The organism is uncultured Ellagibacter sp. (assembly GCF_934636505.1).
Classification (GTDB): Bacteria; Actinomycetota; Coriobacteriia; order Coriobacteriales; family Eggerthellaceae; genus Ellagibacter.
Window position 1 is genome coordinate 16,661 of the sequence record NZ_CAKUAL010000014.1, and the last position, 22,314, is coordinate 38,974.

The 22,314-nt window shown below is 61.0% G+C and carries 20 protein-coding genes and 4 tRNA genes; 12 read left to right on the top strand and 12 right to left on the bottom strand.

Translation table 11 applies throughout. From position 1 onward, the window contains the following. The first annotated feature begins 57 nt into the window (after window positions 1-57). The 12 genes from uvrC to Q0G18_RS03150 all read left to right on the top strand — a co-directional run bounded on the left by uvrC (window position 58) and on the right by Q0G18_RS03150 (window position 10,620). Window positions 58-2,001, top strand: coding sequence for an excinuclease ABC subunit UvrC (gene uvrC / locus Q0G18_RS03095; protein ID WP_297149392.1), 1,944 nt, complete (start codon window positions 58-60; stop codon window positions 1,999-2,001). Window positions 2,002-2,113: 112 nt separating this feature from the next. Then, window positions 2,114-3,001 carry an RNase adapter RapZ gene (gene rapZ, locus Q0G18_RS03100; protein WP_170264546.1) on the top strand — a complete coding sequence of 296 codons (888 nt, stop codon included), beginning with the start codon at window positions 2,114-2,116 and terminating at the stop codon, window positions 2,999-3,001. Between the two features lie 5 nt (window positions 3,002-3,006). Further along, entirely contained in the window at window positions 3,007-4,101 is a 1,095-nt protein-coding gene (locus Q0G18_RS03105) for a gluconeogenesis factor YvcK family protein (RefSeq protein ID WP_297149393.1), read from the top strand. Then, window positions 4,080-5,021 (top strand): DNA-binding protein WhiA, encoded by a 942-nt coding sequence (whiA, locus tag Q0G18_RS03110; protein ID WP_296058719.1) that lies wholly within the window; start codon window positions 4,080-4,082, stop codon window positions 5,019-5,021. The genes Q0G18_RS03105 and whiA overlap by 22 nt, the downstream gene beginning before the upstream one ends. 102 nt (window positions 5,022-5,123) lie before the next feature. Further along, on the top strand, window positions 5,124-6,125 hold the full coding sequence (gene gap / locus Q0G18_RS03115; protein WP_297149396.1) for a type I glyceraldehyde-3-phosphate dehydrogenase: 1,002 nt from the start codon (window positions 5,124-5,126) through the stop codon (window positions 6,123-6,125). 63 nt (window positions 6,126-6,188) lie between these two features. Continuing rightward, window positions 6,189-7,373, top strand: coding sequence for a phosphoglycerate kinase (locus tag Q0G18_RS03120; RefSeq protein WP_297149398.1), 1,185 nt, complete (start codon window positions 6,189-6,191; stop codon window positions 7,371-7,373). An 85-nt stretch (window positions 7,374-7,458) separates the two neighbouring features. Next, window positions 7,459-8,232, top strand: coding sequence for a triose-phosphate isomerase (tpiA, locus tag Q0G18_RS03125; RefSeq protein ID WP_297149400.1), 774 nt, complete (start codon window positions 7,459-7,461; stop codon window positions 8,230-8,232). Continuing rightward, on the top strand, window positions 8,232-9,788 hold the full coding sequence (gpmI, locus tag Q0G18_RS03130; protein WP_297149401.1) for a 2,3-bisphosphoglycerate-independent phosphoglycerate mutase: 1,557 nt from the start codon (window positions 8,232-8,234) through the stop codon (window positions 9,786-9,788). Before tpiA ends, gpmI begins: the two co-directional genes overlap by 1 nt. A gap of 166 nt (window positions 9,789-9,954) precedes the next feature. After that, window positions 9,955-10,209, top strand: a complete 255-nt coding sequence (gene secG, locus Q0G18_RS03135) for a preprotein translocase subunit SecG (protein WP_296058731.1) — start codon at window positions 9,955-9,957, stop codon at window positions 10,207-10,209. A gap of 83 nt (window positions 10,210-10,292) precedes the next feature. Next, window positions 10,293-10,368, top strand: a tRNA-Gly gene (locus Q0G18_RS03140). Window positions 10,369-10,431: 63 nt separating this feature from the next. After that, window positions 10,432-10,505: transfer RNA gene (locus Q0G18_RS03145), tRNA-Cys, on the top strand. Window positions 10,506-10,544: 39 nt separating this feature from the next. Further along, window positions 10,545-10,620 (top strand) — tRNA-Gly (locus Q0G18_RS03150). Window positions 10,621-11,392: 772 nt separating this feature from the next. On the opposite strand, the gene Q0G18_RS03155 is transcribed toward Q0G18_RS03150, so the two are convergent. From Q0G18_RS03155 to Q0G18_RS03210, 12 genes are all read right to left on the bottom strand, one after another. Further along, window positions 11,393-12,511 (bottom strand): IS1249 family transposase, encoded by a 1,119-nt coding sequence (locus Q0G18_RS03155; protein WP_297149421.1) that lies wholly within the window; start codon window positions 12,509-12,511, stop codon window positions 11,393-11,395. Window positions 12,512-12,732: 221 nt separating this feature from the next. Continuing rightward, window positions 12,733-12,807, bottom strand: a tRNA-Val gene (locus tag Q0G18_RS03160). An 83-nt stretch (window positions 12,808-12,890) separates the two neighbouring features. Beyond that, a complete protein-coding gene (locus tag Q0G18_RS03165) occupies window positions 12,891-13,748 on the bottom strand; it encodes an exodeoxyribonuclease III (RefSeq protein ID WP_297149404.1) in 858 nt (285 codons plus the stop codon). A gap of 108 nt (window positions 13,749-13,856) precedes the next feature. Further along, window positions 13,857-14,753, bottom strand: a complete 897-nt coding sequence (locus Q0G18_RS03170; RefSeq protein WP_297149406.1) for a VTT domain-containing protein — start codon at window positions 14,751-14,753, stop codon at window positions 13,857-13,859. A 182-nt stretch (window positions 14,754-14,935) separates the two neighbouring features. After that, a complete protein-coding gene (locus Q0G18_RS03175; protein ID WP_297149408.1) occupies window positions 14,936-16,111 on the bottom strand; it encodes a PRC-barrel domain-containing protein in 1,176 nt (391 codons plus the stop codon). Window positions 16,112-16,187: 76 nt separating this feature from the next. Next, window positions 16,188-16,802 (bottom strand): YtxH domain-containing protein, encoded by a 615-nt coding sequence (locus Q0G18_RS03180; protein WP_297149410.1) that lies wholly within the window; start codon window positions 16,800-16,802, stop codon window positions 16,188-16,190. 276 nt (window positions 16,803-17,078) lie between these two features. Beyond that, window positions 17,079-17,474 (bottom strand): hypothetical protein, encoded by a 396-nt coding sequence (locus Q0G18_RS03185; protein ID WP_297149412.1) that lies wholly within the window; start codon window positions 17,472-17,474, stop codon window positions 17,079-17,081. Between the two features lie 71 nt (window positions 17,475-17,545). After that, window positions 17,546-18,712 carry a hypothetical protein gene (locus Q0G18_RS03190; protein WP_297149413.1) on the bottom strand — a complete coding sequence of 389 codons (1,167 nt, stop codon included), beginning with the start codon at window positions 18,710-18,712 and terminating at the stop codon, window positions 17,546-17,548. A gap of 28 nt (window positions 18,713-18,740) precedes the next feature. Then, on the bottom strand, window positions 18,741-19,610 hold the full coding sequence (locus tag Q0G18_RS03195) for a hypothetical protein (protein ID WP_294377640.1): 870 nt from the start codon (window positions 19,608-19,610) through the stop codon (window positions 18,741-18,743). A gap of 18 nt (window positions 19,611-19,628) precedes the next feature. Next, window positions 19,629-20,912: a serine--tRNA ligase gene (gene serS, locus Q0G18_RS03200; protein WP_297149414.1), complete on the bottom strand. Its 1,284-nt coding sequence runs from the start codon at window positions 20,910-20,912 to the stop codon at window positions 19,629-19,631. Window positions 20,913-21,131: 219 nt separating this feature from the next. After that, window positions 21,132-22,085 (bottom strand): FHA domain-containing protein, encoded by a 954-nt coding sequence (locus Q0G18_RS03205; RefSeq protein WP_297149416.1) that lies wholly within the window; start codon window positions 22,083-22,085, stop codon window positions 21,132-21,134. Further along, window positions 22,069-22,314: hypothetical protein (locus Q0G18_RS03210; protein ID WP_297149418.1), on the bottom strand; the 246-nt coding region annotated here is incomplete at its 5' end. The genes Q0G18_RS03210 and Q0G18_RS03205, both read right to left, overlap by 17 nt.

The window sequence follows — 22,314 nt, forward strand, 5'->3', positions numbered from 1 at the left end:
GGCGGGCGCATGCCGCCTGGCGCATTTGCTACACTTCGTGGTATGGAAGAGAACAACGTGAAAGAAACCCAAGCGGAGAAGATCGCGCGCATCAAGCGCGGCCTCGATGCTGTGCCGACCTTGCCCGGCGTGTACCTCTGGAAGGACAAGGACGGCCAGGTCATCTACGTGGGCAAGGCGAAGCAGCTGCGCGCCCGCATGCGCCAGTACGTGAACTTCCAGGACGACCGCGCGAAGATCCCGCTGCTCGTCGATCAGATTGACTCGTTCGAGTACATCGTCGTCGGCAACGAACACGAGTCGCTCGTCCTTGAGAAGAACCTGATCAACCAATACGCCCCGTTCTTCAACGCCGACTTCAAGGACGACAAGTCCTACCCGTTCATCGCGCTCACGAAAGGCGACGTGTTCCCTTCCATCAAGTACACGCGCGAGAAGCACAAGCCCGACACGCGCTACTTCGGACCCTACACTGATTCGCGCGCGGCTCGTCGCATGGTCGACATTGCGCGGCGTGTCGTGCCCCTGTGTGCGACGTCGTGCGCCGATTGGCGGAATCTCTCGCGCCGCCTTGAGAACGACCCGCTTGCGATGATGAAATCCGACGTGCATCCCTGCTTCGACTGCCATGTGGGCTTAGGCCCTGGCGCATGCTGCGGGCGCATCACTCCCGAGGAGTACGCCGCGAACGTGCGCCGCATCGAGCGATTCCTCGCAGGACAGCACCGGGAGTTCCTCGACGAGCTCTCAGCCGAGATGGCTGACGCGGCCGCCGAGCTTGACTTCGAGCGCGCCGCCCGAATCAAGGCGCGCATCGACACCATCAACTCGCTCACCGACAAGCAGCATGCGGCGTCCGCCCATAACCTGAACGCCGACGTCGTGGGCCTTTTTCGCGAGGAGACGGTCGCGGGCGCGCACGTGCTCGTCATCCGCGAGGGGCGCATCATCAACTCCAACGAGTTCGTCTTGAACCGCGGGCGCGACGTTCCCGACCAGGACCTTCTCCACAACTTCCTGTTGCGCTACTACGACACGACCACTTCCATTCCCCACGAGGTCATCGTACGGGAGCTGCCCGAGGACGAAGAGTCGATGGAGACGTGGCTCACCGAGAAGCTCGCGAGCGCGCACGGGGCGAAAGTGCGCTTCACAGCTCCGCAGAAGGGGGAGAAGGCGGCGCTTGTCGACATGGCGGAGATGAACGCGAAGCACACGCTCATGCGCTACAAGGTGCGCACGAACTACGAGGACAAGCGCGTGAACGATGCGCTGCTGCAGCTCGAGAGCGCGCTTGCGCTCGACGCGCCGCCCATGCGCATCGAGTGCTTCGACATCTCGACGATTCACGGGTCCTATACGGTCGCGTCGATGGTTGTGTTCACGGGCGGCAAGCCCGACAAGAACCAGTACCGCCGCTTCAAGATAAAGACGCCGCTCGACGAGGCGAACGACTTCCTCTCGATGCAGGAGGTGATGAGCCGCCGCTACTGCGCCGAGCGTATGGCCGACGAGCGCTTCGGCAGCAAGCCCGACCTCATCATCCTCGACGGCGGCAAGCCGCAGCTGTCGGCCGTCATGGAGATGTTCGACCAGATGGGGATCGACGACATCGCCCTGTGCGGCTTAGCGAAGCGCGACGAGGAGCTCTTCGTTCCCTGGCAAGACACGGGTCCGGTCGTTTTGCCCTCGGGGTCGGCGTCGCTCTACCTCGTGAAGCAGGTGCGCGACGAAGCCCATCGGTTCGCTATCACCTTCCACCGCGAGCTGCGCGGCAAGGGCATGACGGCAAGCATATTAGACGAGGTCGCGGGTTTGGGTCCCGTTCGCAAGAAGGCCCTGCTCAAGCATTTCAAATCCTTCAAGAACCTGAAGGCGGCGAGCTTGGCGGAGATCAAGGAGGCCCATGTGGTGCCCGACGAGGTCGCCGAGGAGCTCCACAAGGTGATCGAGCAGTATAATAGCGAGCGAAAAGATGAACTGGTCGTTGGCGGCGAGTAGGGGGTTGCACACCATGGATGCACAGCATGAGAAACGCGAGGAGATTCCCGAAGACGAGTACGAGGACGGCGCCGAGAGGGCTTCCGAGAAGGATACGATTGCGCTTGAGGACATGCCCGAGATCGTCATCGTCACGGGCATGAGCGGTGCCGGGCGCACCGAGGCGATGCATGTCTTCGAGGACCTGGGCTTCTTCTGCGTCGACAACCTGCCAGCGAGCCTTATTGGAAACCTGCTTGCGCTCAAGGGCATGCCCGGCCAGCCCGATGCGAGCCGACGCCTCGCTGTGGTGTGCGACGCGCGCAACCGCGATTTCTTCCCCAATCTGAAGGGCGAGGTCGAGAAGCTCGAGCGCGAGGGAATCGACGTGTGCGTGCTGTTCCTTGATGCTGCGGACGACAAGCTCGTCGCCCGCTACAAGTCCTCGCGCCGCCGCCACCCGCTGTGCACGGACGGCACCACCATCGCGCAGGGCATCGAGCGCGAGCGCCAGATGCTCTACGACCTGCGCGAAATGGCGCATCATGTCGTCGACACCACCGACATGCTCCCGCAGCAGCTGCGCGAAACCATCCGCTCAATCTTCGCCCGCGGAAACGAGCGTCGCGGCCTGGCGGTCACGGTGTACTCGTTCGGCTTCAAGCACGGCGCCCCCACCGACGCCGACCTCGTCATGGACGTACGCTTCCTTCCGAACCCTTATTACGATCCCGACCTGCGCTTCCTCACAGGTCTCGATGCTCCTGTTCGCGATTTCGTGATGTATCGCGAGGAAACGGTCGAGTTCGTGAAGCGCTGGCGCGCGCTGCTCGACTGCGTCATGCCTGGATACGTCGCCGAAGGCAAGCAGCAGCTCGCCATCGCCATCGGCTGCACGGGCGGGCAGCATCGAAGCGTTGCCATCGCCGAATCGACGGGCGATTACCTCAAATCGAACGGCTACCGCGTATCAGTTGCCCACCGCGACCTGAAGCTCGCGCCCCGCGCCGCCCAGGAGTAGGTTGTATGAAGAAGAAGCGTCCCTTCATCCAGGACCCCTCGGCGACCGCGGCTTTCGCGGCGTTGCGCGATTTGCCTTTGCCCCGCGCGGCTCGTGCTCCCCGCGGCGACAAACTTAGCGCCGTCGTCATCGGCGGCGGTACGGGTGCGCCGGTGTCCATCCGAACCCTGCTCTCGCTCGGCGTGGAAACGAGCGCCGTGGTGGCCATGGCTGACGACGGCGGCTCGACCGGCCTTTTGCGAGAGGAGGCGGACGTGACGCCCCCGGGCGACGTGCGCAAATGCATCCTTGCGATGGCGGCCGACCCGAAAGACCCTCTCACCCGCGCGTTCAAGTACCGTTTCCCTATCGCGAACAACCATTCCCTCGGGAACTTGATGCTGGTCGCGCTCGAGGACGCGTGCGGGTCGTTCCCCGAGGCCATTTCCGTGTGCGAGCATATGCTCGACGCGCGGGGGCATGTGTACCCTTCGACGCTGACCCACGTCACGCTCGCTGCGAAGACGCGCGGCGGCGAACTGCTCGAGGGCCAGGCGGTCGCATGCCATTCCGATATCGCGCTCTCGCGCGTCATTCTTCGAGGCCAAGGCGCGATCGAACCCTACGCTCCAGCGCTCGATGCCATCCGCGCGGCTGACCTTATCGTGCTCGGCCCCGGCTCGCTGTTCACGTCCATCATCCCGAACCTGCTTGTGCCGGGCGTTGTCGAGGCAATCCGCGAATCGAAGGGCACGACGGTGTTCGTCTGCGGTCTGGCCGACGTACAGGGCGAGACGCTCCATCTGAGCGCCCGCGAGCACGTCGAGGCGCTGCTCGACCACGGCATGCGTGGTCTTCTCGATTACGTGCTCGTGCATTCGTCGCAGCCGCTTTCGCCTGACCAGAGCGCCTTCGCCTCCTCGGCGGCTGACCCCCAGGAGTCCGCTGGCATCCACTCGGTCGCGGTCACCTACGACGACGTCATGGCCATCCAGGCGCAAGGCCCGCGCGTTATCGTTCGCGATCTGGTTGACCACAAGCGTCCGACTTGGCATGATCCGGAGGCTTTCCGAGAAGCGCTTTGGGGGGTGCTCAAACTATGTCGTTCACGGCGGAAGTAAAAGACGAGCTCGCGCGCGTTCTGCCCGAGTGCTCGCATTGCGGGAAGGCGACGCTCGCCGCGCTCGTGCGTATCGAGGGCACGCTGTTCGTCTCCGGCCCTGGTCGCTATCGCGTCGAAATCGCCACGGATGTGCCGAGCGTTGCGCGCCTCGTGATCAAGCTTTTGCACGGCATCTACCAGCTTCGCACCGAGCTCACCGTGCGCCGCAGCGTGCTTCATAAGACGCCGAACTACCTGATCGAGGTGCCCGCGCAGCCCCATCTGCCGAAATCGCTGCTCGATCTGGGCGTCATCACTGAGGAGGGCGGTTTGGAAGTGGGCATTCGCCCCGACATCGTGGCTAAGCAGTGCTGTGCCGCCGCCTACGTGCGCGGCGCGTTTCTTGGCAGCGGCTTCATCGCGAACCCGCGCGGCGATTTCCACTTCGAGATCACGGTCGAGTCCGAATCCCTTGCCGAGGGGCTTGTGGCCCTGCTCGCCGACAAGGGGATCAAGGCGCGCATCATGCAGCGCCGCAGCTCGTATATGGTGTATCTGAAGTCGGGAAACGCAATCCTTGAGTTCCTCGCGTTCGTCGGCGCCCACCAGTGCGCGCTGCGCCTCGAACAGGAGCGCGTCGTGAAAAGCGTGCGCAACGACGTGAACCGCATGACGAACGCCGAGATCGCGAACCAGGCGAAGTCGTCGTCCGCGGCGGTCGACCAGCTCTTCGCCATCCGCACGGTGCTCGAGGCGCACGGCATGGAGAACCTGCCGCCCGCGCTGCAGGAATTCATCCGCCTGCGCGTGAGCTTCCCCGACGCGAGCATCAAGGAGCTCGGCGAGCGCGCGAACCCGCCGCTTTCCAAATCGGCGGTCTATCATCGCATTCGGCGCATCGAGCAGCTTGCGCGCGAAGCCGCAAACCGAAAAGGGTAGCGGCTCCGCAGGCAATTCGCCCGAAGACGGCATCCATTCGCGCAAGGTCGGCTAGACTGACTCTGTGCGTCAAGGAAAGTAATCCTTCGAAAGGAGATTTGCATGGCAATCAAGGTAGGCATCAACGGTTTCGGTCGCATCGGACGCCTGGCGTTCCGCGCGATGGTGAAAGATCCCGCGATCGAGGTTGTCGCCGTGAACGACTTGGGCGACATCCCCACGATGGCGCATCTGCTCAAGTACGATTCCGTTCATGGACGTGCCTTCGACACGGTTGAGGTCACCGAAGAGGGCTTCGTGGCCGACGGCTATGCCGTGAAGGTTCTTTCCGAGCGCGACCCCAACAACCTTCCCTGGGGCGAGCTGGGCGTGGAAGTCGTCGTTGAGTCCACGGGCATCTTCAAGACCGGCGAGCTCGCAAGCGCCCACATCAAGGCCGGCGCGAAGAAGGTCGTCATCACGTGCCCCGCGAAGGGCGAGGACGCCACCATCGTCATGGGTGTGAACGACGGCGAGTACGACGCCGAGAAGCATAACATCATCTCCAACGCTTCCTGCACGACCAACTGCCTCGCGCCGGTCGCGAAGGTTCTCATGGAGAACTTCGGCATCAAGCGCGGCTACATGAATACCATCCATTCCTACACCAACGACCAGAAGATCCTCGACCTTCCGCATAAGGACCTGCGCCGCGCTCGCGCTGCAGCCATGTCGATGATTCCGACCACCACGGGTGCCGCCCGCGCAGTCGCCCTCGTGCTTCCCGAGCTCAAGGGCAAGCTCGACGGCTTCGCCACGCGCGTCCCGACCCCCGACGGGTCGATGGTCGACCTGACCGTTGAGCTCGATCGTGAGGTCACGGCAGAGGAAATCAACGCTGCGATGAAGAAGGCCGCCGAGGGTGAGCTTGCCGGCATCCTCGAATACACCGAGGACCCGATCGTTTCCATCGACATCGTGGGCAACAACCATTCCTCCATCTTCGACAGCGGGCTTACCATGGTCATGGGCGGCAAGTCCAACCTCGTGAAGGTCGTGTCTTGGTATGACAACGAGTGGGGCTACTCGAACCGCGTGAAGGACCTGGTGAAGATTCTTCTGTAATCGAAATCACGCATGATCGGGCGGCTTCTTGCCGCCCGTTTCTTTCTTGAAATAGGAGATTCAATGGCATCAATCAAGACAATCGACGATCTCGATGCGCGCGGCAAGCGCGTGCTCGTGCGCGTCGATTTCAACGTTCCCGTGTCCAACGGCGTCGTGACCGACGACACGCGCATCAAGGCGGCGCTGCCGACCATCGAGAAGCTTGTCGGCGACGGCGCGCGCGTCATCCTCATGAGCCATCTCGGCCGTCCGTCGGGCGAGGGCTTCGAGGAGAAGTTCTCGCTGCGCCCAGCTGCCCTGCGCCTGGCAGAGCTTCTCGGCAAGCCGGTCGCGTTCGCGAGCGACACGGTGGGCGAGGACGCGCAAACGAAGGCGGCGGCGCTTCGCGAGGGGGATGTGCTCCTGCTCGAGAACCTGCGCTTCGACAAGCGCGAGAAGAAGAATGACCCGGCGTTTTGCGAGGAGCTTGCCAAGCTCGGCGACGCCTACGTCAACGACGCGTTCGGCACCGCCCATCGCGCGCATGCCTCCACGGCCGGCGTCGCGGCGCTGCTTCCGGCGTATGCGGGCTACCTCATGCAGCGCGAGGTGTCCACGCTCACGGGCATGCTCGAGAACCCGAAACGCCCCTTCGTCGCCATCCTCGGCGGCTCGAAGGTCTCCGATAAGATCAAGGTCATCGACGCGCTCATCGACAAGTGCGAGACGCTCGTCATCGGCGGTGGCATGTGCTTCACGTTCCTTTTGGCGGAAGGCAAGCAGGTCGGCACCTCGCTTAAGGAAGACGAGTGGGTTGCCCGCGCCGGCGAGATGATGGAGAAGGCGGCCGCTCGCGGCTGCAAGCTGCTCCTTCCCGTCGATGTCGTGTGCGCCGACAAGTTCGCTGAGGATGCGAATACGCTCACCTGCTCGGTTGATGCCATTCCTGCCGACATGATGGGCCTCGATGTCGGACCCGAAACAGCCAAGCTCTATGCTGATGCCATCGCCGACGCGCAGACGGTGTTCTGGAACGGCCCCATGGGCGTGTTCGAGATGGACGCGTTCGCGGCGGGCACGAAGGCAGTGGCGCTCGCGGTGGCCGCCAACAAGGAGGCCGACACGGTCATCGGCGGCGGCGACTCGGTCGCTGCGGTCAACAAGTTCAACCTTGCCGACCAGATGACCTTCATCTCGACTGGCGGCGGCGCAAGTATGGAACTCGTGCAGGGAGAAGCGCTTCCCGGTGTCGAGGCGCTGCGTTAAACTGGCGGTATGCAAAGAGGGGAGGCGGCAAGGCGCGCATGGCGTGCTTTCGTCTCCCCGTTCTTTTTCGCGGAAAGGACTAGCCATGGCAAGAAAACCCATGATGGCCGGCAACTGGAAGATGAACAACGCCATCGGTGAGGCAGTCGTGCTCACCCAGGAGATTTCCAACAACTGGTGGAAGGACTGGGAGGACAAGGTCGACGTCGTCATCTGCCCGCCGTTTGTCGACTTGAAGCCGGTGAAGACGGTGCTCGAGTTCGACAAGACGAAGATCTTCGTCGGCGCGCAGAACGTGTACTGGGAGAAAGCCGGCGCGTTTACCGGCGAGGTGTCCGTTCCCATGATCCGCGAGTGCGGCTGCGACTATTGCATCGTTGGGCATTCGGAGCGCCGCGGGCTTTTCGGCGAGACGAACGAGGACGTGAACAAGAAGGTGCGCGCGCTTTTGGGCGGACGATTGAAGCCGATCGTATGCGTGGGCGAGTCGCTCGCCGTGCGCGACGAGGGCACGACGAACGAGTACGTCTGTGCTCAGGTGAAGGCTGCGTTCGCGGGCGTTGATGCCGAAGACGCCGCGAAGTGCGTCGTCGCCTACGAGCCCATCTGGGCCATCGGCACCGGCCGTACCGCGACGCCCGAGCAGGCAGAAGAGGTGTGCGCGGCCATCCGTGCCCAGCTTGCCGTGCTCTTTGGCGAGGAAACGGCACAGGCCATGCGCATTCTCTACGGTGGCTCGATGAACCCCGGCAACGTCGACGCGCTCGTGGCCGAGCCCGACATCGACGGCGGGCTTATCGGCGGCGCGAGTCTCAAGTGCGACTCCTTCATCCAGCTTGTGAAGGCGGTCATGCGGTAATGAGCGTTCTCGATTCGTTTGCGCGCGAAGGCCTCGCGCTTCCCGTATGCCTTGTTATCATGGACGGCTTCGGGCTTGCGCCCGCAGGTCCCGGCAACGCCATCTCGCTCGCGCATACGCCGTTTCTCGATAAGTTGTTCGCGGGCGAGTGCACGCGCCTGCAAGCGTCGGGCGAGGCGGTCGGCCTGCCCGAGGGCCAGATGGGCAACTCCGAGGTCGGGCACTTGAACATCGGTGCCGGCCGCGTCGTTCATCAGGAGCTTACGCGCATCAACCGCGCATGCCGCACGGGGTCCATCGACGAGAACGAGATCATCAACGCATGCCTCGATGCGTCTCGGGCGCCGGGCCGTGCGCTGCACGTCATGGGGCTGCTCTCCGATGGCGGCGTGCATTCGAGCAACGAGCATCTCTTCGCGATTCTCGAACATGCGGTCTCGCGCGGGCTTGAGGATATCCGCGTTCACTGTTTCCTCGACGGGCGCGACGTGCCGCCTTCGAGCGGCGAGGGCTATGTTGCCGAGCTCGAGCAGCTCATCGTCTCGAAGGGCTGGGGGAGCAAGGTCCGCATCGCGTCGGTTTCCGGGCGCTATTACGCGATGGATCGCGACAAGCGCTGGGACCGCGTGCAGAAAGCGTGGGAGGCAATCGTGCGCGCGACGCCTTCTGTCGACTGCGGGGCGTGCGACGTGGTGGCGGATTCGTATGCGGAAGGCGTCACCGACGAGTTCGTGGTTCCGCGCGCGCTTGATTCACGTGGAGTCCGCGACGGAGACGGCGTCATCTTCTTCAATTTCAGGCCCGATCGTGCGCGAGAGCTGACGCGAGCGTTCGTCGACCCCGCGTTCGATGGGTTCGAGCGGCCTGTGTTCCCGCAGGTGAACTTCGTTTGCCTGACCGAATACGACCCCGATATCCCTGCTCCGGTGGCGTTCCCGAAGGAGTTCCCCGACAACGTTTTGGCCGACGTGCTTGCGGCGCGGGGCCTTCGCCAATACCATATCGCGGAGACCGAGAAGTATGCGCACGTCACGTTCTTTTTGAACGGCGGTCGTGAGGAGCCCAAGTCGGGGGAGGAGCGCCAGCTTGTCGCCAGCCCCAAGGTTGCCACCTACGATCTGCAGCCCGAGATGAGCGAGCCCGAGGTCGCGCGCGACTTGGCGCAGGCGATCGATGCGGGCGAGGCTGACGTGTACATCGTGAACTTTGCGAACTGCGACATGGTAGGGCATACGGGAGTCATTCCTGCGGCGGTCGCTGCCGTCGAGGCGGTCGACGCTGGCGTTGAGCGGGTTCTCGCTGCAGTGGAACGTGCGGGAGGGGCGGCGTTTGTCACCGCCGACCATGGTAATGCCGACAAGATGCTCGCCGAGGACGGTTCTCCCCATACCGCCCATACTACGGCGCCGGTTCCCTTCGCGCTGGCTGATTTCTCAGGGCGCGGGCTTCGCCTTTCGGGTGAGGAGGGTGCGCTTTGCGATATCGCCCCGACGATGCTGGTGGCAATGGGCGTAGACGTTCCCCCTGAGATGACGGGAAAGAGCCTGCTTGCCTGATTTGTTGACGGATTTTGCGGACGATTCGTGTAGGGGGCTCCCTCGGTCAGGATTTGACGGAGGAAGCCCTTGTCTCGTTATGTCGTTTCCCGTATAATCTATAACTTGCGTATGGTTGCGTACGATGCGCAACAGGTAGTAACCGAGTAACGAAAAGAGTAACGTTTTGAATCCATTGCTCATCCTCATGCTGATTCTGCTGGTCATCTCCGGCATTGGCTTGATCATCTTCATCTTGCTGCATTCTGGCAAGGGCACCGGCATCTCCGATATGATTGCCAGCTCGGTGTACTCCACGCAGACGGGTACGAGCATCGTCGAGAAGAACCTTGATCGCATCACGATCATCTTCGCGATTATTTTCATTGTGTCTCTTCTCGTGCTGATGGTCGTTTATCCTCAGGGATCGATTGCTCGATAAGGAGTGTCTCCCCTTAATCTTAAAAAATATGAGATTAGGGGTTGCGCAATGAGGTAGAAAGGCGTAATATACTACCTCGCGACGCGGACATGGCTCAGCTGGTAGAGCACCACCTTGCCAAGGTGGGGGTCGCGGGTTCGAACCCCGTTGTCCGCTCCATTGTCATGAATGGGCTGGTCAAGCGAATGTTTGATCAGCCCTTAAAATGACAGACGCCAGGATGGCGACGTGGCCAAGTGGTAAGGCAGAGGCCTGCAAAGCCTTCACCCCCGGTTCGAATCCGGGCGTCGCCTCCAATTTTTGACAATCGTCTCGCGAAAGCGAAGCGAACATATGCGGACATGGCTCAGCTGGTAGAGCACCACCTTGCCAAGGTGGGGGTCGCGGGTTCGAACCCCGTTGTCCGCTCCAGAAACTCAAACGACCCAGTCACCCGACTGGGTCGTTTTTATTTTCGGTAAGTAGCTCTATTCGAAGATGTCTCCGTTCCGCAGTTTTAAGCTTGCTCTTCGGGAAAAGGTTTAGCTATACGCGAACCCAGATTGGTCCTTGCCATAAGGTCTTGGGTGCCCTACGGGTTCCTGAAGGCTTCTTAGGGTGCGATAAGCGTCGGGGGATAGTGCGTCTCGCTACTTTCCCTTACCGCTACTGAGGTAGCCTTTCCTAGCCTCTTTCTTTGTAATGTCGTTGCGACATTGAGGCCCACCTAAAAAAGTGCAACAACAAGGGGAGATTCTGGCGCGAAAACCGAGGTATCCCACTGGAAATGCTTCAGTTTGGCGGTTCGCCGTGGATTGGCGGATTCTATCGACAAGAAACCCCAGGTAGCAGGATTGCTCTTTCTGCAAGTGGTTGCAGATCGAGCATTCTTCGTGGGATACCTCGGTTTTCGTGCCAGGACTCGGCATTCAACGTGTACTAAACGGTCTCGAAAGACTTTCGCGAGCTATGTTCCCGATCTGGGCAAAGGAATGCTCGGGCAATCTCATCTGCCAGGATTCTCTCCGATATCGTTGGCTCCTCCGATATGCTGGAAGAGTCAAGACTCGATGGGGTGGGTGGCTAATAGGAAAGCGGCGCCTAGGATGTCCAAGCCCATATCAGGCCGCTCAAGCTTGTGGGGTTTACTACCTCGAATAGCAAAAGAGGCCTATAGGACAAAAAGTGTGTCTGGGCCTATTATTCATTCATTCCGGAACGGGTATCTCGTCTTGTGGTGGAGCTCCTCCCATACGAGGCCCTCTCCCCATTTCTCTGGACGGGAGGCGTCCTCGGCCCTCATGCCGTAGCGCTCCCTCAGCAGGTCGACGTCGGCGTCGGTGGGCATCTCGCGCAGCGTGTCCGCCATCGTCTTCGGGCATTCGACATGCAGGTAGCACCACCAGAACACGGCCTTGACGCGCTTGAGCCTCGCGAGGCCGCGGTGGCTCCTCAGGACCTCGCGGAGCTGGGAGTTCACGCCCCCTTCGATCCTGTTGTTGGTGGCGGGCATCGGCCCCTCGGCGCACAGCGCCGGGTCGAGGTACGCGAACAGCGTGCCCGCGTTGACGAGCCGGACGAGCCCCGACCTCGCCTCGCGCAGCCTGCGGTGAGTGTAGGCCATACGGCCTTCGACCAGGCTTTTCTGCTCGAGGAAGTCGGACCAGAACTCGCACCACTGCATGAACCTCTCGGCCCACCAATCGGCCTGCTGGAGCGTCTCTATATGCAGCAATTCCTTGGCCAGCGCGTAGAGCTCGACGCCCGCCTGCAGCTTGGGCCTCGACGTCGTATGCCTCTTGACCTGGCAGAACGCGTGGAACACGCATCTCTGGACCCTCGTCCTCGGCCATTCGGCCGCGACCGCCGAGGCGAAGCCGCTGCCGCCGTCGGTGACCACCATGTCGGGCGGGGCGATGCGGGAGAGCAGCGAGCGCCACGCGGCGGTCGTCTCGGCGCGCGCGAGGTGCCACGACAGCACGTGCTCGTCGCTGCAGGCTATGAGCACCACGCAGTCGCGCGCGATCCAGATGCCGTCGACGTAGACGACGCGGAAGACCTCGTCCACCACCTCCGGCATCGGCCATATCGGCCAGAAGAGGGCGGCCCTCCGCCTGAAGGTTCGGCCGCGCCCCGGCATATCGGCCTGCCTCCCGCGCGAGAGCAGCCAGCCGACGAAGGCCGCGAGCTCCCTGGCCGCCACGTCGTTTGAATGCGTGGCGCTGGCGCCGCGCGACCGGCAGCGCCATCTCTGGGAACCCGACGGGGCCCTCCCGTTCCGCTTCATGGGCCCTCCGCAGGACGGGCATGTCATATTATCCACGGCATCCTCCCGAAATCGATGACTTTTTGCCGTGAATTTCCTCATGCGACCTGGGAAAACGTCAATAACCAGACACACTTTTTGTCCGAGCGGGAAAGTCGATTCGGATGACTTTTCCCATAAAAAATGGGCGCTGGCCTGCGCAAACGCCCAAAATCAGACACATTATTTGTCCTATAAGCCGCAAAAGAGCCAGGCGCTTTGCCTGGCTCTTGGATTCATGGTGGGCGATACAAGATTTGAACTTGTGACCCCTACCGTGTCAAGGTAGTGCTCTCCCCCTGAGCTAACCGCCCATTTAACTGGCTGTTGTCGAACCAGCGGGTAATTATTATACGAGTTTCAAAATCGCGGTCAAGCCCTCTTTTGAAAATTTTTTCTACAGCCTCAAATCGAGCGACACAGGGCAGTGATCGCTGCCAAAAATCTCGTTGTGGATTGCAGCATTTTCAACCGAAGCTCGCAGGGCCTCGCTCACCAAGAAGTAGTCAATGCGCCAACCCGCATTGTTCTTGCGCGCATTGAAGCGATAGCTCCACCACGAATACGCGCCTTCCAAATCGGGATGCAGCGTGCGGAACGTATCCACAAACCCCGCATCGAGCAAATCGGTGAATTTACCGCGCTCCTCATCGGAAAAGCCCGCATTGCCGCGGTTCGTCTTGGGATTCTTCAAGTCGATTTCCTCATGCGCCACATTGAAGTCGCCGCACATGACAACGGGCTTCGGATGCGCGACTTCACCGACCCCCGTTCGCGGAAGCTCGGCGACGCACACATGCCCCTCGCCTGCCGCCTGAGCTTGCACAGGCACGCCCGCAGGAATCACGCCGGCCTCAAGCCCCTTGCAGAAATCACGAAACGCATCATCCCAGGCCATGCGATGGTCTATGCGGGCCAAGCCATCTTGCGCGTTCGGCGTATAGACATCAACGAGCCAAAACTCGGGGAACTCCAACGCCACAATGCGCCCTTCGGTATCAAGCTCGGGCACGCCCAGACCATGAAGCGCGCGCAGCGGCTCGCGGCGCGTAAAAATCGCGGTGCCTGAATAACCCTTCTTCTCGGCATAGCTCCAAAACTGCAGGTAGCCAGGAAGATCTAGATCGATCTGACCCTCTTGCAATTTCGTCTCTTGAAGGCAAATCGCATCGGCGTCCAAATCGAGCACTGAGTCCTCGAAACCCTTCTTCACCGCAGCTCGCAGGCCATTCACATTCCATGAAATCAAACGCATGACGCGCACTCCTCTTCAAAAACGAAAAACGGGCCGGATAACCCAGCCCGTCAAGTGTAGCAGTCCGGCCGTGCGCGGCACACCGCGCCACGCATCTTCCGAATTCGTTTATTTCTCCTGCTCAGTGCCCTTCTTTTTGGAAAGCCCAAGCTTTGCCGCGATATGCAGAATGCGGTCGTGCTGCCAAATCGCAAGAATTCCGATAACCGCCGCGATGCCGAACAGAATGGCGCTTTGGCCGTAATCTCCTTCGATAAGTCTATCGGCGCCAAGCGTGCTAATGAGCACGCCGGGGATGCGCCCGACATTCGCGAGCACCACAAAGTTGCGCATGCTCATATTCGTAAGCGGAACCAGGTAGGTGAACACGTCTTTCGGCAAACCAGGAATGAGGAACAGGATGAACACCATAACATCGAGCTTTTCAGAATTCTCGAAGCGTTCAAGCTTGTTCATCCACTTCTCGGGAATCATCGCGCGAACGAACGGCGCGCCGAGCTTATGCACGATTGCGAAAATGAAGGCGCTCGAAATCACGGCGCCCACAATTACGACGAGGGCGCCAATCCATGGGCCATACATCATGCCGGCCGCGATTTGCACGACTTCGCCGGGAATGAACGCCACCACGATTTGCAGAAACTGGAAGGCGAGCAAAATAAACACGCCGCCGACGCCCGCGTTGCGCACATCTTCAAGCACGCGCTGCAAACCGTCAGGCTCGGAAAGTTCAGAAACCCACGGCGCGATAAGCACGCACACGCCCGCCATGAGCACGAAGAACAATCCCAGGCCTACCAATTTGAAAATATCGGCCTTGGTCAGGCGGGCAAGAGAAGGGCGCTCGGAAACGGGAACTTCGTACTTTTCGTTAAAGGCTTCCTTTTTCGCTTCGTATTTCTCGCGATGCTCTTCGCGCTTTTCCTGAAGCTCCTCGCGCTTTTCTTGAAACTCTTCTTTTTTCAGAGCAATCTTGCCGGTCATGCCCGACGAATCCATCGCCATCTGGTTCACCTAGTTTCATCAAAGCGCCTCACCCAAACGCATTGACGCCATTGTGACGCAAAAGACGGTGGCGCCAGGCGAAAAACCCGAATGCCACCGTCTTGCCGTAATTTCGTTAGGTTGCCGTAACAATCGATACGGATTAAGACGAATGTCGCCAGAACAAAACCTGTTCGACTGGGCTACTCGCCCTTCGCCGCCTTGTCGAATTCGCTCTTGAACGCAGCGAACATGCCTCCTATGCCGGGTTCTTTGCGAGAAGGCTCCTCGTCGGCATCTTCGTCATCGTCTTCGTCATCGTCATCGTCATCGTACCCGTCGTCATCGGGCTCTTCGTATTCGCCCTCGTCGTCGGCCGCCTCGACAAGCGCCTCGCCCTCGTCGTCGTACTCTTCGTCGTACTCTTCGTCGACGTCTTCCTCGAGGTCCTCGTCGCCGGCCTTGGCCTTATCGAATTCTTCTTTGAAGGCGGCAAACATGCCCTTGGTTTTCGATTCGCGTTCGGCGACCTCTTCGCCCACTTCGGTCTCTTCGCCCGCAGCAGCCTTGTTGAACTCTTCCTTGAATGCGCCAAACGCGTCTTTAGTCGCGCTCACTTGGCGGCCAACGCCTTCGGCGCCCTCTTTCACCGCCGCGCCCGCAGCAGCCGTCGCGGCCTCAACCTTGGGCTTTGCAGCATCAGCCGCCTCCTTGGCGGCAGCGGCCGTTTCCCGCGCGCGAGCTCCAGCCTTCGCCGTGAATTTGCCAGCCGCCTCGGCCCAACCGCCTTCGGGAGAAAGTTCCCACACGTCGTCGGAAACCAAAATCGCGCCCTTGAACACGACCCCTTCGCCCGCTTCGCGCGAATCTTCCTTCACGGCCAAATCGGCGCCCATGCCATGCTTAAAGCCCGCAATACAGCTCGCCGGCACCTCAAGCGTTCCCAGAAGAAGCTTCGCCGTAGCGCCGTTGCTCGCCTCTACGGCTTCAACCTGGCCCGTTTCGATATCGAACGTGATGTTGCTCACGAAGCCGACCGCCGTTTCGTCGGCGGTCATGATCGGCAGGCCTTCCCACAGAACGCACTTATCCCAATCGAGCCCCATGGCTCGACATATCGCATGGCCCGAAGTGGGCGCATCAGGCTTGATGCGGGGGCGACCGTCAACGAAGTCGAACCCGTCGAGCGCCACGAAAATGTCTTTGCGGTGGAACATCCACAGCAAATCGGGACGCTTCACTATAAAGCCAATGCAGCGTCGCTCGGTCGGGTGGAACACGCACGATTTCACCTTGCCGATGCGCTTCGTTCCCTTCTTGCCGCCCACAACGCGGAGCTTTCGAATATCGTGGCTTGTCACCAGCTTCTTACGAGCCATGTCGGCTTCCCTTCCGTTCGCGAAAAGGGCCGGCGCAAGGCCGACCCTTCATTGTGCTGTACCTGTAGCTGCGGCGTTATTCTGCCTTCTGCTCTTCTTCTGCGGCCTCTTCGACTTGCTCGACGGCCTGCTCAACAGCGGCTTCTGCCTGAAGCTCGTCTGCGACCTGCTCGGCATTCGCGGATGCTTGCTCGGCGTTTTTCGCCACCTGGGCGGCAATGCGCTCGCGGGCGGCGTCGATCTTCGCGCGCAGCTCGTCGTTCTTTTCGGCGAATACGGGCTTCACGCCCTCGGCCGCCTCATGCGCGCGGCCCGCAACGACCTGAGCGCCCTGGGCGATAGCATCGGCAGCCTGTTTGCCGCGGTCGGACGCGGTTGCATACGCCTGCTGGGCGCCCTGAGCGACATTGGTGTACGCCTGCTGGGCAGAAGCGGCGACGTTCGTGTAGGCGGCCTGCGCGTTTGCGGCTGCGGCGCCGTAGGCCTGCTGGGCATTTTGAGCGGCATTGCCGTAGAACTGCTGAGCATCAACCGCAACCTGTGCGCCCAAGCCCTGAGCCTGGCCCCACATTGCCTGGGCCCTATCGGCCACCATCGCGCGCGTCTCAACGCCCGTGCGAGGAGCGTAGAACAATGCGACTCCCGCGCCGATCAATCCGCCCGCCAGGAACATACCGAGTTTGTTGTTCATATTTGCCTCCTCGAGTACGCGCCGCCGCCACGCAACGACGTTGCTATCGTTATTGGGGTCATTATAAGAGAAAACGCCCGCACGAACGCGAGCGTTGCCGTTATGTTGAAGCGAAAGACCGAAGCGCCGAAAACGAGCATTCGCACGATGCGCAGAGCTGCCGGCGACCCATGCCCGCCGCGAGCGCAAGAGCCTCGGGCGATTTCCGGGCTTGCTCGAAACGATCGGGAATCGTGCCAGGCGATGCGCATAAAGCGCCGGTGCCGGAACGCCCGCCTAACGAGCTCGCGCGAGCAAGGCGTCGTTCAGCTCGCGCTGCGCGACGGCGAGCGCCTGGCGAGCAACATGCTCGTCGGCATAACTCACCTCCACGCACGCTTTGTGCTCGGAGCGATTCGACCACGCGGTTTTGCCGACAAACACCACCTTGCTCGGTGATTCATCAAGCCGAGCCTGCTCGTCAATAACCAAATGCTCAAGCACATGGGGAATCGACGTGTTTGCAGCCACGCTCATAAACGTTTCGCCACGCTCATTCACGCACGTGTGCGACAGGATATTCGGGAAGCGCGGCAAAAGGTCGGCGATAAGCGCCGGCGTGGCAAAGCAGAATCGCTCATCGGATACTTCCACATGAGCAACCATGCGGTCGGGCAGAACCTCGATAGCCACAATTCGGCACGCCCACTGAAAAGCCGGCGGCGCTTGAGTTGGTTCAAACGGTTTTCGTTGGGAAAACAAGGCTACGCTCCTGCAGCCGCGCCCATCGCGCCAGGTTGCACGGCATTCGATCCGGGAGACAAATCGCCCGAGCTCGAGTTAAGCGCTTCGGCGATTTTGGCGCTTTCCTCTTCATCTAACGCAGGAGCCGAAGACGCAGAGGATGCCGATTCATCGGTCGTTTCGGTTTGCGCGGCTGAATCGCCAGCTGCTTCACCAGAAGCTTCAGCCGATGCTTCACCCGAGGCTTCGCTCGAATCGCCAGAATTCTGAGCAGTGGCGCCTTCTTGGCCTTGGCCAGCATTCCCTTCTTGGCCTTGGCCAGCATTCATTAGAGCCGCCGCTTCATCAGCCGAAAGCACGCGAGGCTCCCCATCGGTTGAGTCGGAGTATTTCTGGAACACCGTTTGGGACCCATCGGACTCCGTGATAGTAAGCGTCGCGCGGTCTCGCGAGAACTCGTATGAGCCGCCGCCCGTAAGATCAACGAACGTATAAGAAATCGTTTTGCTCTTCGTATCCAGGGTGTATTTGAAATCGACCGAATCGGGCATATGGATTGCTTCGGCATCGATAACCACGAGCGCGGTGCCGTTGGCGGTAAGCCATTCGCCCTGGATATCGGCCGAATCGTCAAAACGAAGCCACGTATCCCATGCCCAGAATGCGGCCACGGCAGCGCATGCGACAAGCACTGCCGCAAAGCATACGGCGACGATTTTAAGAATGCGGTTGCGGTGCGCCGAAGAGTGGGGCTTTGCCACCGCTCCCCTACGCGAGGGGCGATTGCGCGACGACGAGCCCGCATCAGGGGAGCACGTCTCATCCAATGCGGAATTCGAGGGGGCATCTGCGCCAGACGAGGCCGACGCGCCGGCACGGCCCGACTCGGCCACACTCGGCGAAAACGGCGTTTCCTGCGCGACAGGAACTTTCTGCGCAGGCGCCGGTTCCTTCGTCGCCGCAGTCGCAGCCGACCCACGGGCGGTTTTTTCTTTCAGCGATTTTTTCTTGCGCGATTTCGCCGCGGCCTTGCGGCCAAGCCACTCTCCCGCAGCCGCCTCGGCGCTGGAGGCGTCGTCCCCCAGGTCAAACGAATCGGCTGGTTCAAGAAATTCTTTTGCAGGCTGCGGAACAGACTGGCGCACGGAAGGGTGCGCATGAGAGTCGTTCGAACGAGACTTGACCATTCCTACTGCAGCCCTTTCTTGAATTTCACTATGAACCCCATGCCGAACCGAGCAGCGATTCCACGTCGCTTTGCGAAACCTGCCACCCATCATCGCCCTGCTCGAGCGTAAGCAGCACGCGCACCGTGCGCGGCTTTTGCTTGTCGATTGAATCGAGCAGCGCTTCTTTCAAATGTGCGCGATAAGCATCCTCGTCGTCATACGACAAGGCATCGCCCGCCACCTCACGAGCGAACGAATCAACCGCGCTCGCTATGTTTTTCGAGGTCACATCGACGTCGACCCAAGCCATGCCGTTGTATACGTCAGCTTGGACGACCTTGCATTCAAACTCCGAGCGCAAACGCGGAGCCAAATCGGAGGCGTCGATATCCAAATCGGCGAGCGAGTAGCTCCTCTCGTCAACGACGGAATCGTATGCGTCCACGAATTCCTGTACGCAATCGAGGAACTGGCTATCCTCGTCGGCGGCAAGCGCATTGAGAGCCTGCTGTACATCGGCCGTCGCTCGCTTCGACTCGTCGTTTTTCGCGGCATCGTCAGACGAAGACGAACGCGCGCTCGACGAATTTTGCGACGACGCATCGCCCAGACGGGTGTCGAGGGGAGACTTCTGCGCAAAACCGATCGCCCACAACGCGAAAATCAAGGCGGCAACAACGATGCATGCGGCAACCAGGGCCACGACCGTAGAGGCGGTAACCACGCGTTTGCCGCCGTGAGCCTTTCCCTTGCCCTTGAGCTTCGCCCGCGATGCAGCTGAGCCCCGCGCGCTTCCGCTTTCCTGCTGGAGTTCCTCATCGGGCGCAGGATTCGACGACTCCGGCGCGTATTTCGGCGGAGGGGGCGGTGGGGGCGCCGCAGCGCCCCGTGTATCGTCGCGAAGAGGTTCGGTCATTCGTGCGCCTTTGCGTTTTTACGCTTCAGCCTTGATGTATTCCATGCCGCCCATGTAGGGAACGAGCACGTCAGGCACCTTGATGGAGCCGTCGGCCTGCTGGTAGTTCTCCAAAATGGCAGCCATCGTGCGGCCCGCAGGCAGGCCGGATCCGTTCAGCGTGTGAACGTAGCGCGTGCCCTTGAAGTTCGCGGGGTCGCGATACTTGATGTTCGCGCGACGCGCCTGGAAGTCTCCGCAGTTCGAGCAGCTGGAAATCTCTTTGTATGCGTTGTAGCTGGGCAGCCACACCTCGACGTCGTAGGTCTGGCGTGCGGAAAAGCCCAGGTCGCCCGTGCACAGAGAAATAACGCGGTAGGGCAGCTCGAGCTGCTGCAGCAGGTATTCGGCTTCAGCGGTCATGCTCTCGAGCTGGGCATCGGAATCTTCGGGCGTGGCGAACTTCACCATCTCGACCTTGTCGAACTGGTGCTGGCGAATGATGCCGCGCGTGTCGCGGCCAGCCGAGCCAGCCTCTTCGCGGAAGCAGGGCGTGAACGCGGTGTACCATTTCGGCAAATCGGCAGCATCGAGCACTTCGCCCGCATGCAGGTTGGTAAGCACGACTTCGGCGGTAGGAATAAGGAAGTTGTCGCCGGAAACGTGATATGCGTCGTCTTCGAATTTGGGAAGCTGGCCCGTGCCGAACATGGTCTGACGCTTCACGACGATAGGCGGCCACCACTCTTTGAAACCGCGGGACGTGTGCGTATCGAGGAAGTAGTTGATGAGCGCACGCTCGAGACGAGCGCCTGCGCCGCCGAGCACCGTGAAACGGCTGCCCGAAAGCTTATTGCCACGATCGAAATCGAGAATGTCCAGGTCGGTGCCAAGATCCCAATGGGGCTTGAAATCGAAATCGAACTCGCGCGGCGTGCCCCAGCGACGGCGCTCGGGGTTTTCGCTTTCGTCTTTGCCCACCGGAGTGGCGTCGCACGGAATGTTCGGCGAACCCACCAAAATGTCATTGAGCTTGGCGTCGACTTCTTCGCGCTTGGCGCTTGCCTCGGCGAGCTTTTCGTTGATCTGGCGAACCTGTTCCTTGGCAGCTTCGGCCTCTTCCTTTTTGCCAGCGCCCATGAGCTTGCCGATTTCCTTAGAAGCGGCATTGCGCTCGGCCTGCAGGCTTTCCTCGGCGGAAATAGCCTCGCGACGCTGCTCATCGAGCGATGCGAACAGCTCGGCATCCCACGGGAAATTGCGGTTCGCCATTGCCTGGGCAACGGCTTCCTGGTTATCGCGAACATAGCGAATATCAAGCATGGCCTGGCACTCCTTCAAGTGACTGCGACGCGCGGCGCGCCGCCTTCGGTGGCTTTGAGCCCCGCGCGCATCGCGAGAGGCAATAGAAACATATCGCCAAAGTATAGCCCAAACGCGCACGCTTCAAGCCACGCGCCGCCCCACCTGCGCGAAGGTTGCACAAGAAAGGGCTGAAGCAGCCATAAGGCGCCAGACGCAGCATCCCTCTGTTTATTCGCTTTACGCCCCTGGCACGCCCTCGATGACGATGAACACCGTATCGTCCCCGAGCACAAGGCGGTCGCCCGCGCTCAGCCGCGACATCGCGCCTTCGTGCACAACCGCGCGCTCGCCCGTGGCGCCGCTCACGATTTCCGTGCCGTTCGTGGACCCAAGGTCGCGCACAAACCACGCCGCGCCTTCACGCACGAGACGCGCGTGGTGGGCCGAAGCGCCCGCTCCCACGTCGGCGATATCGCCATCGCCCAAGGCAAGCGCGCCAATTTCAATCTCTTTGCTGCCGGGATCGACCCAGTGGGGCGAGCCCTTCACGTAGCCATCGACGACGCGAAGAAGGCCGAGCGACAAAGGAAGCGGCTCTATTTCACGCACGTCTTCGGCGCCATCGTCGCGCATCATAATGGCTGGCGTGGCCGCGAGTCTGCCACCGTGCGAGGTTTGCGCATACTCGAGCGCAAACGCGGCCGCCTTGCGAGCGCTTCCCATGCAACCGGCCGAGATGAACAGCACCATGGCCACGTCGGCCCGCTCATCTTCGGAATAGCCCGACCCGCACACCAAGCGGTCGAACACGTTGCGCAAGACGCTCGCATCTTCGCCAATGCGCGAAAGAGCTGCCGCCATTTCGGGAATTCCCTGGTCGCGAAGCATGATAAGCACATCACGGCCCTGCATGGGACGATTGGTGCGAGAACGAAGGCGCGCCATGACGCGAAGCGCCGCCACGCCATAGTCGCAGAAATAACGCTCCTGCAGCGAGCCGGCCGGCGCATGCACGATGAAGCGCGAGATCCACGTTCTGTCGCCGACGCGACTTATGGGGCTGCGGCCATCCGAAAGAGGGCGATTCGACAGAATAAGGCCCGCGAGCTCTTTGTAGCTGATGCTGGCGTGCTTTTTCATCACGTCAAACAGGGCGCCGCAGGGCGTAGGGTTGTTATTCACTCTGGTCACCTTCTTTCCTTGGGTCTTCTAAAACCGAATCTTCCTGCCCAGCCGGCTCTTCCTGCTCGTCCGAAGCGTTCTGCTCGGCCGAAACATTCTGACCATCCGAAGCATTTTTGCACGCTCTATCGCCTTGGGGCTCTTCCAACGCCGCCGCAGCAGCGCCAAACGCGCCCCGAGTCGCTGCGCCCGGAGGCAAAGTCCCCTGTATTTTCTTACGAGCGGGGCCATATACCAT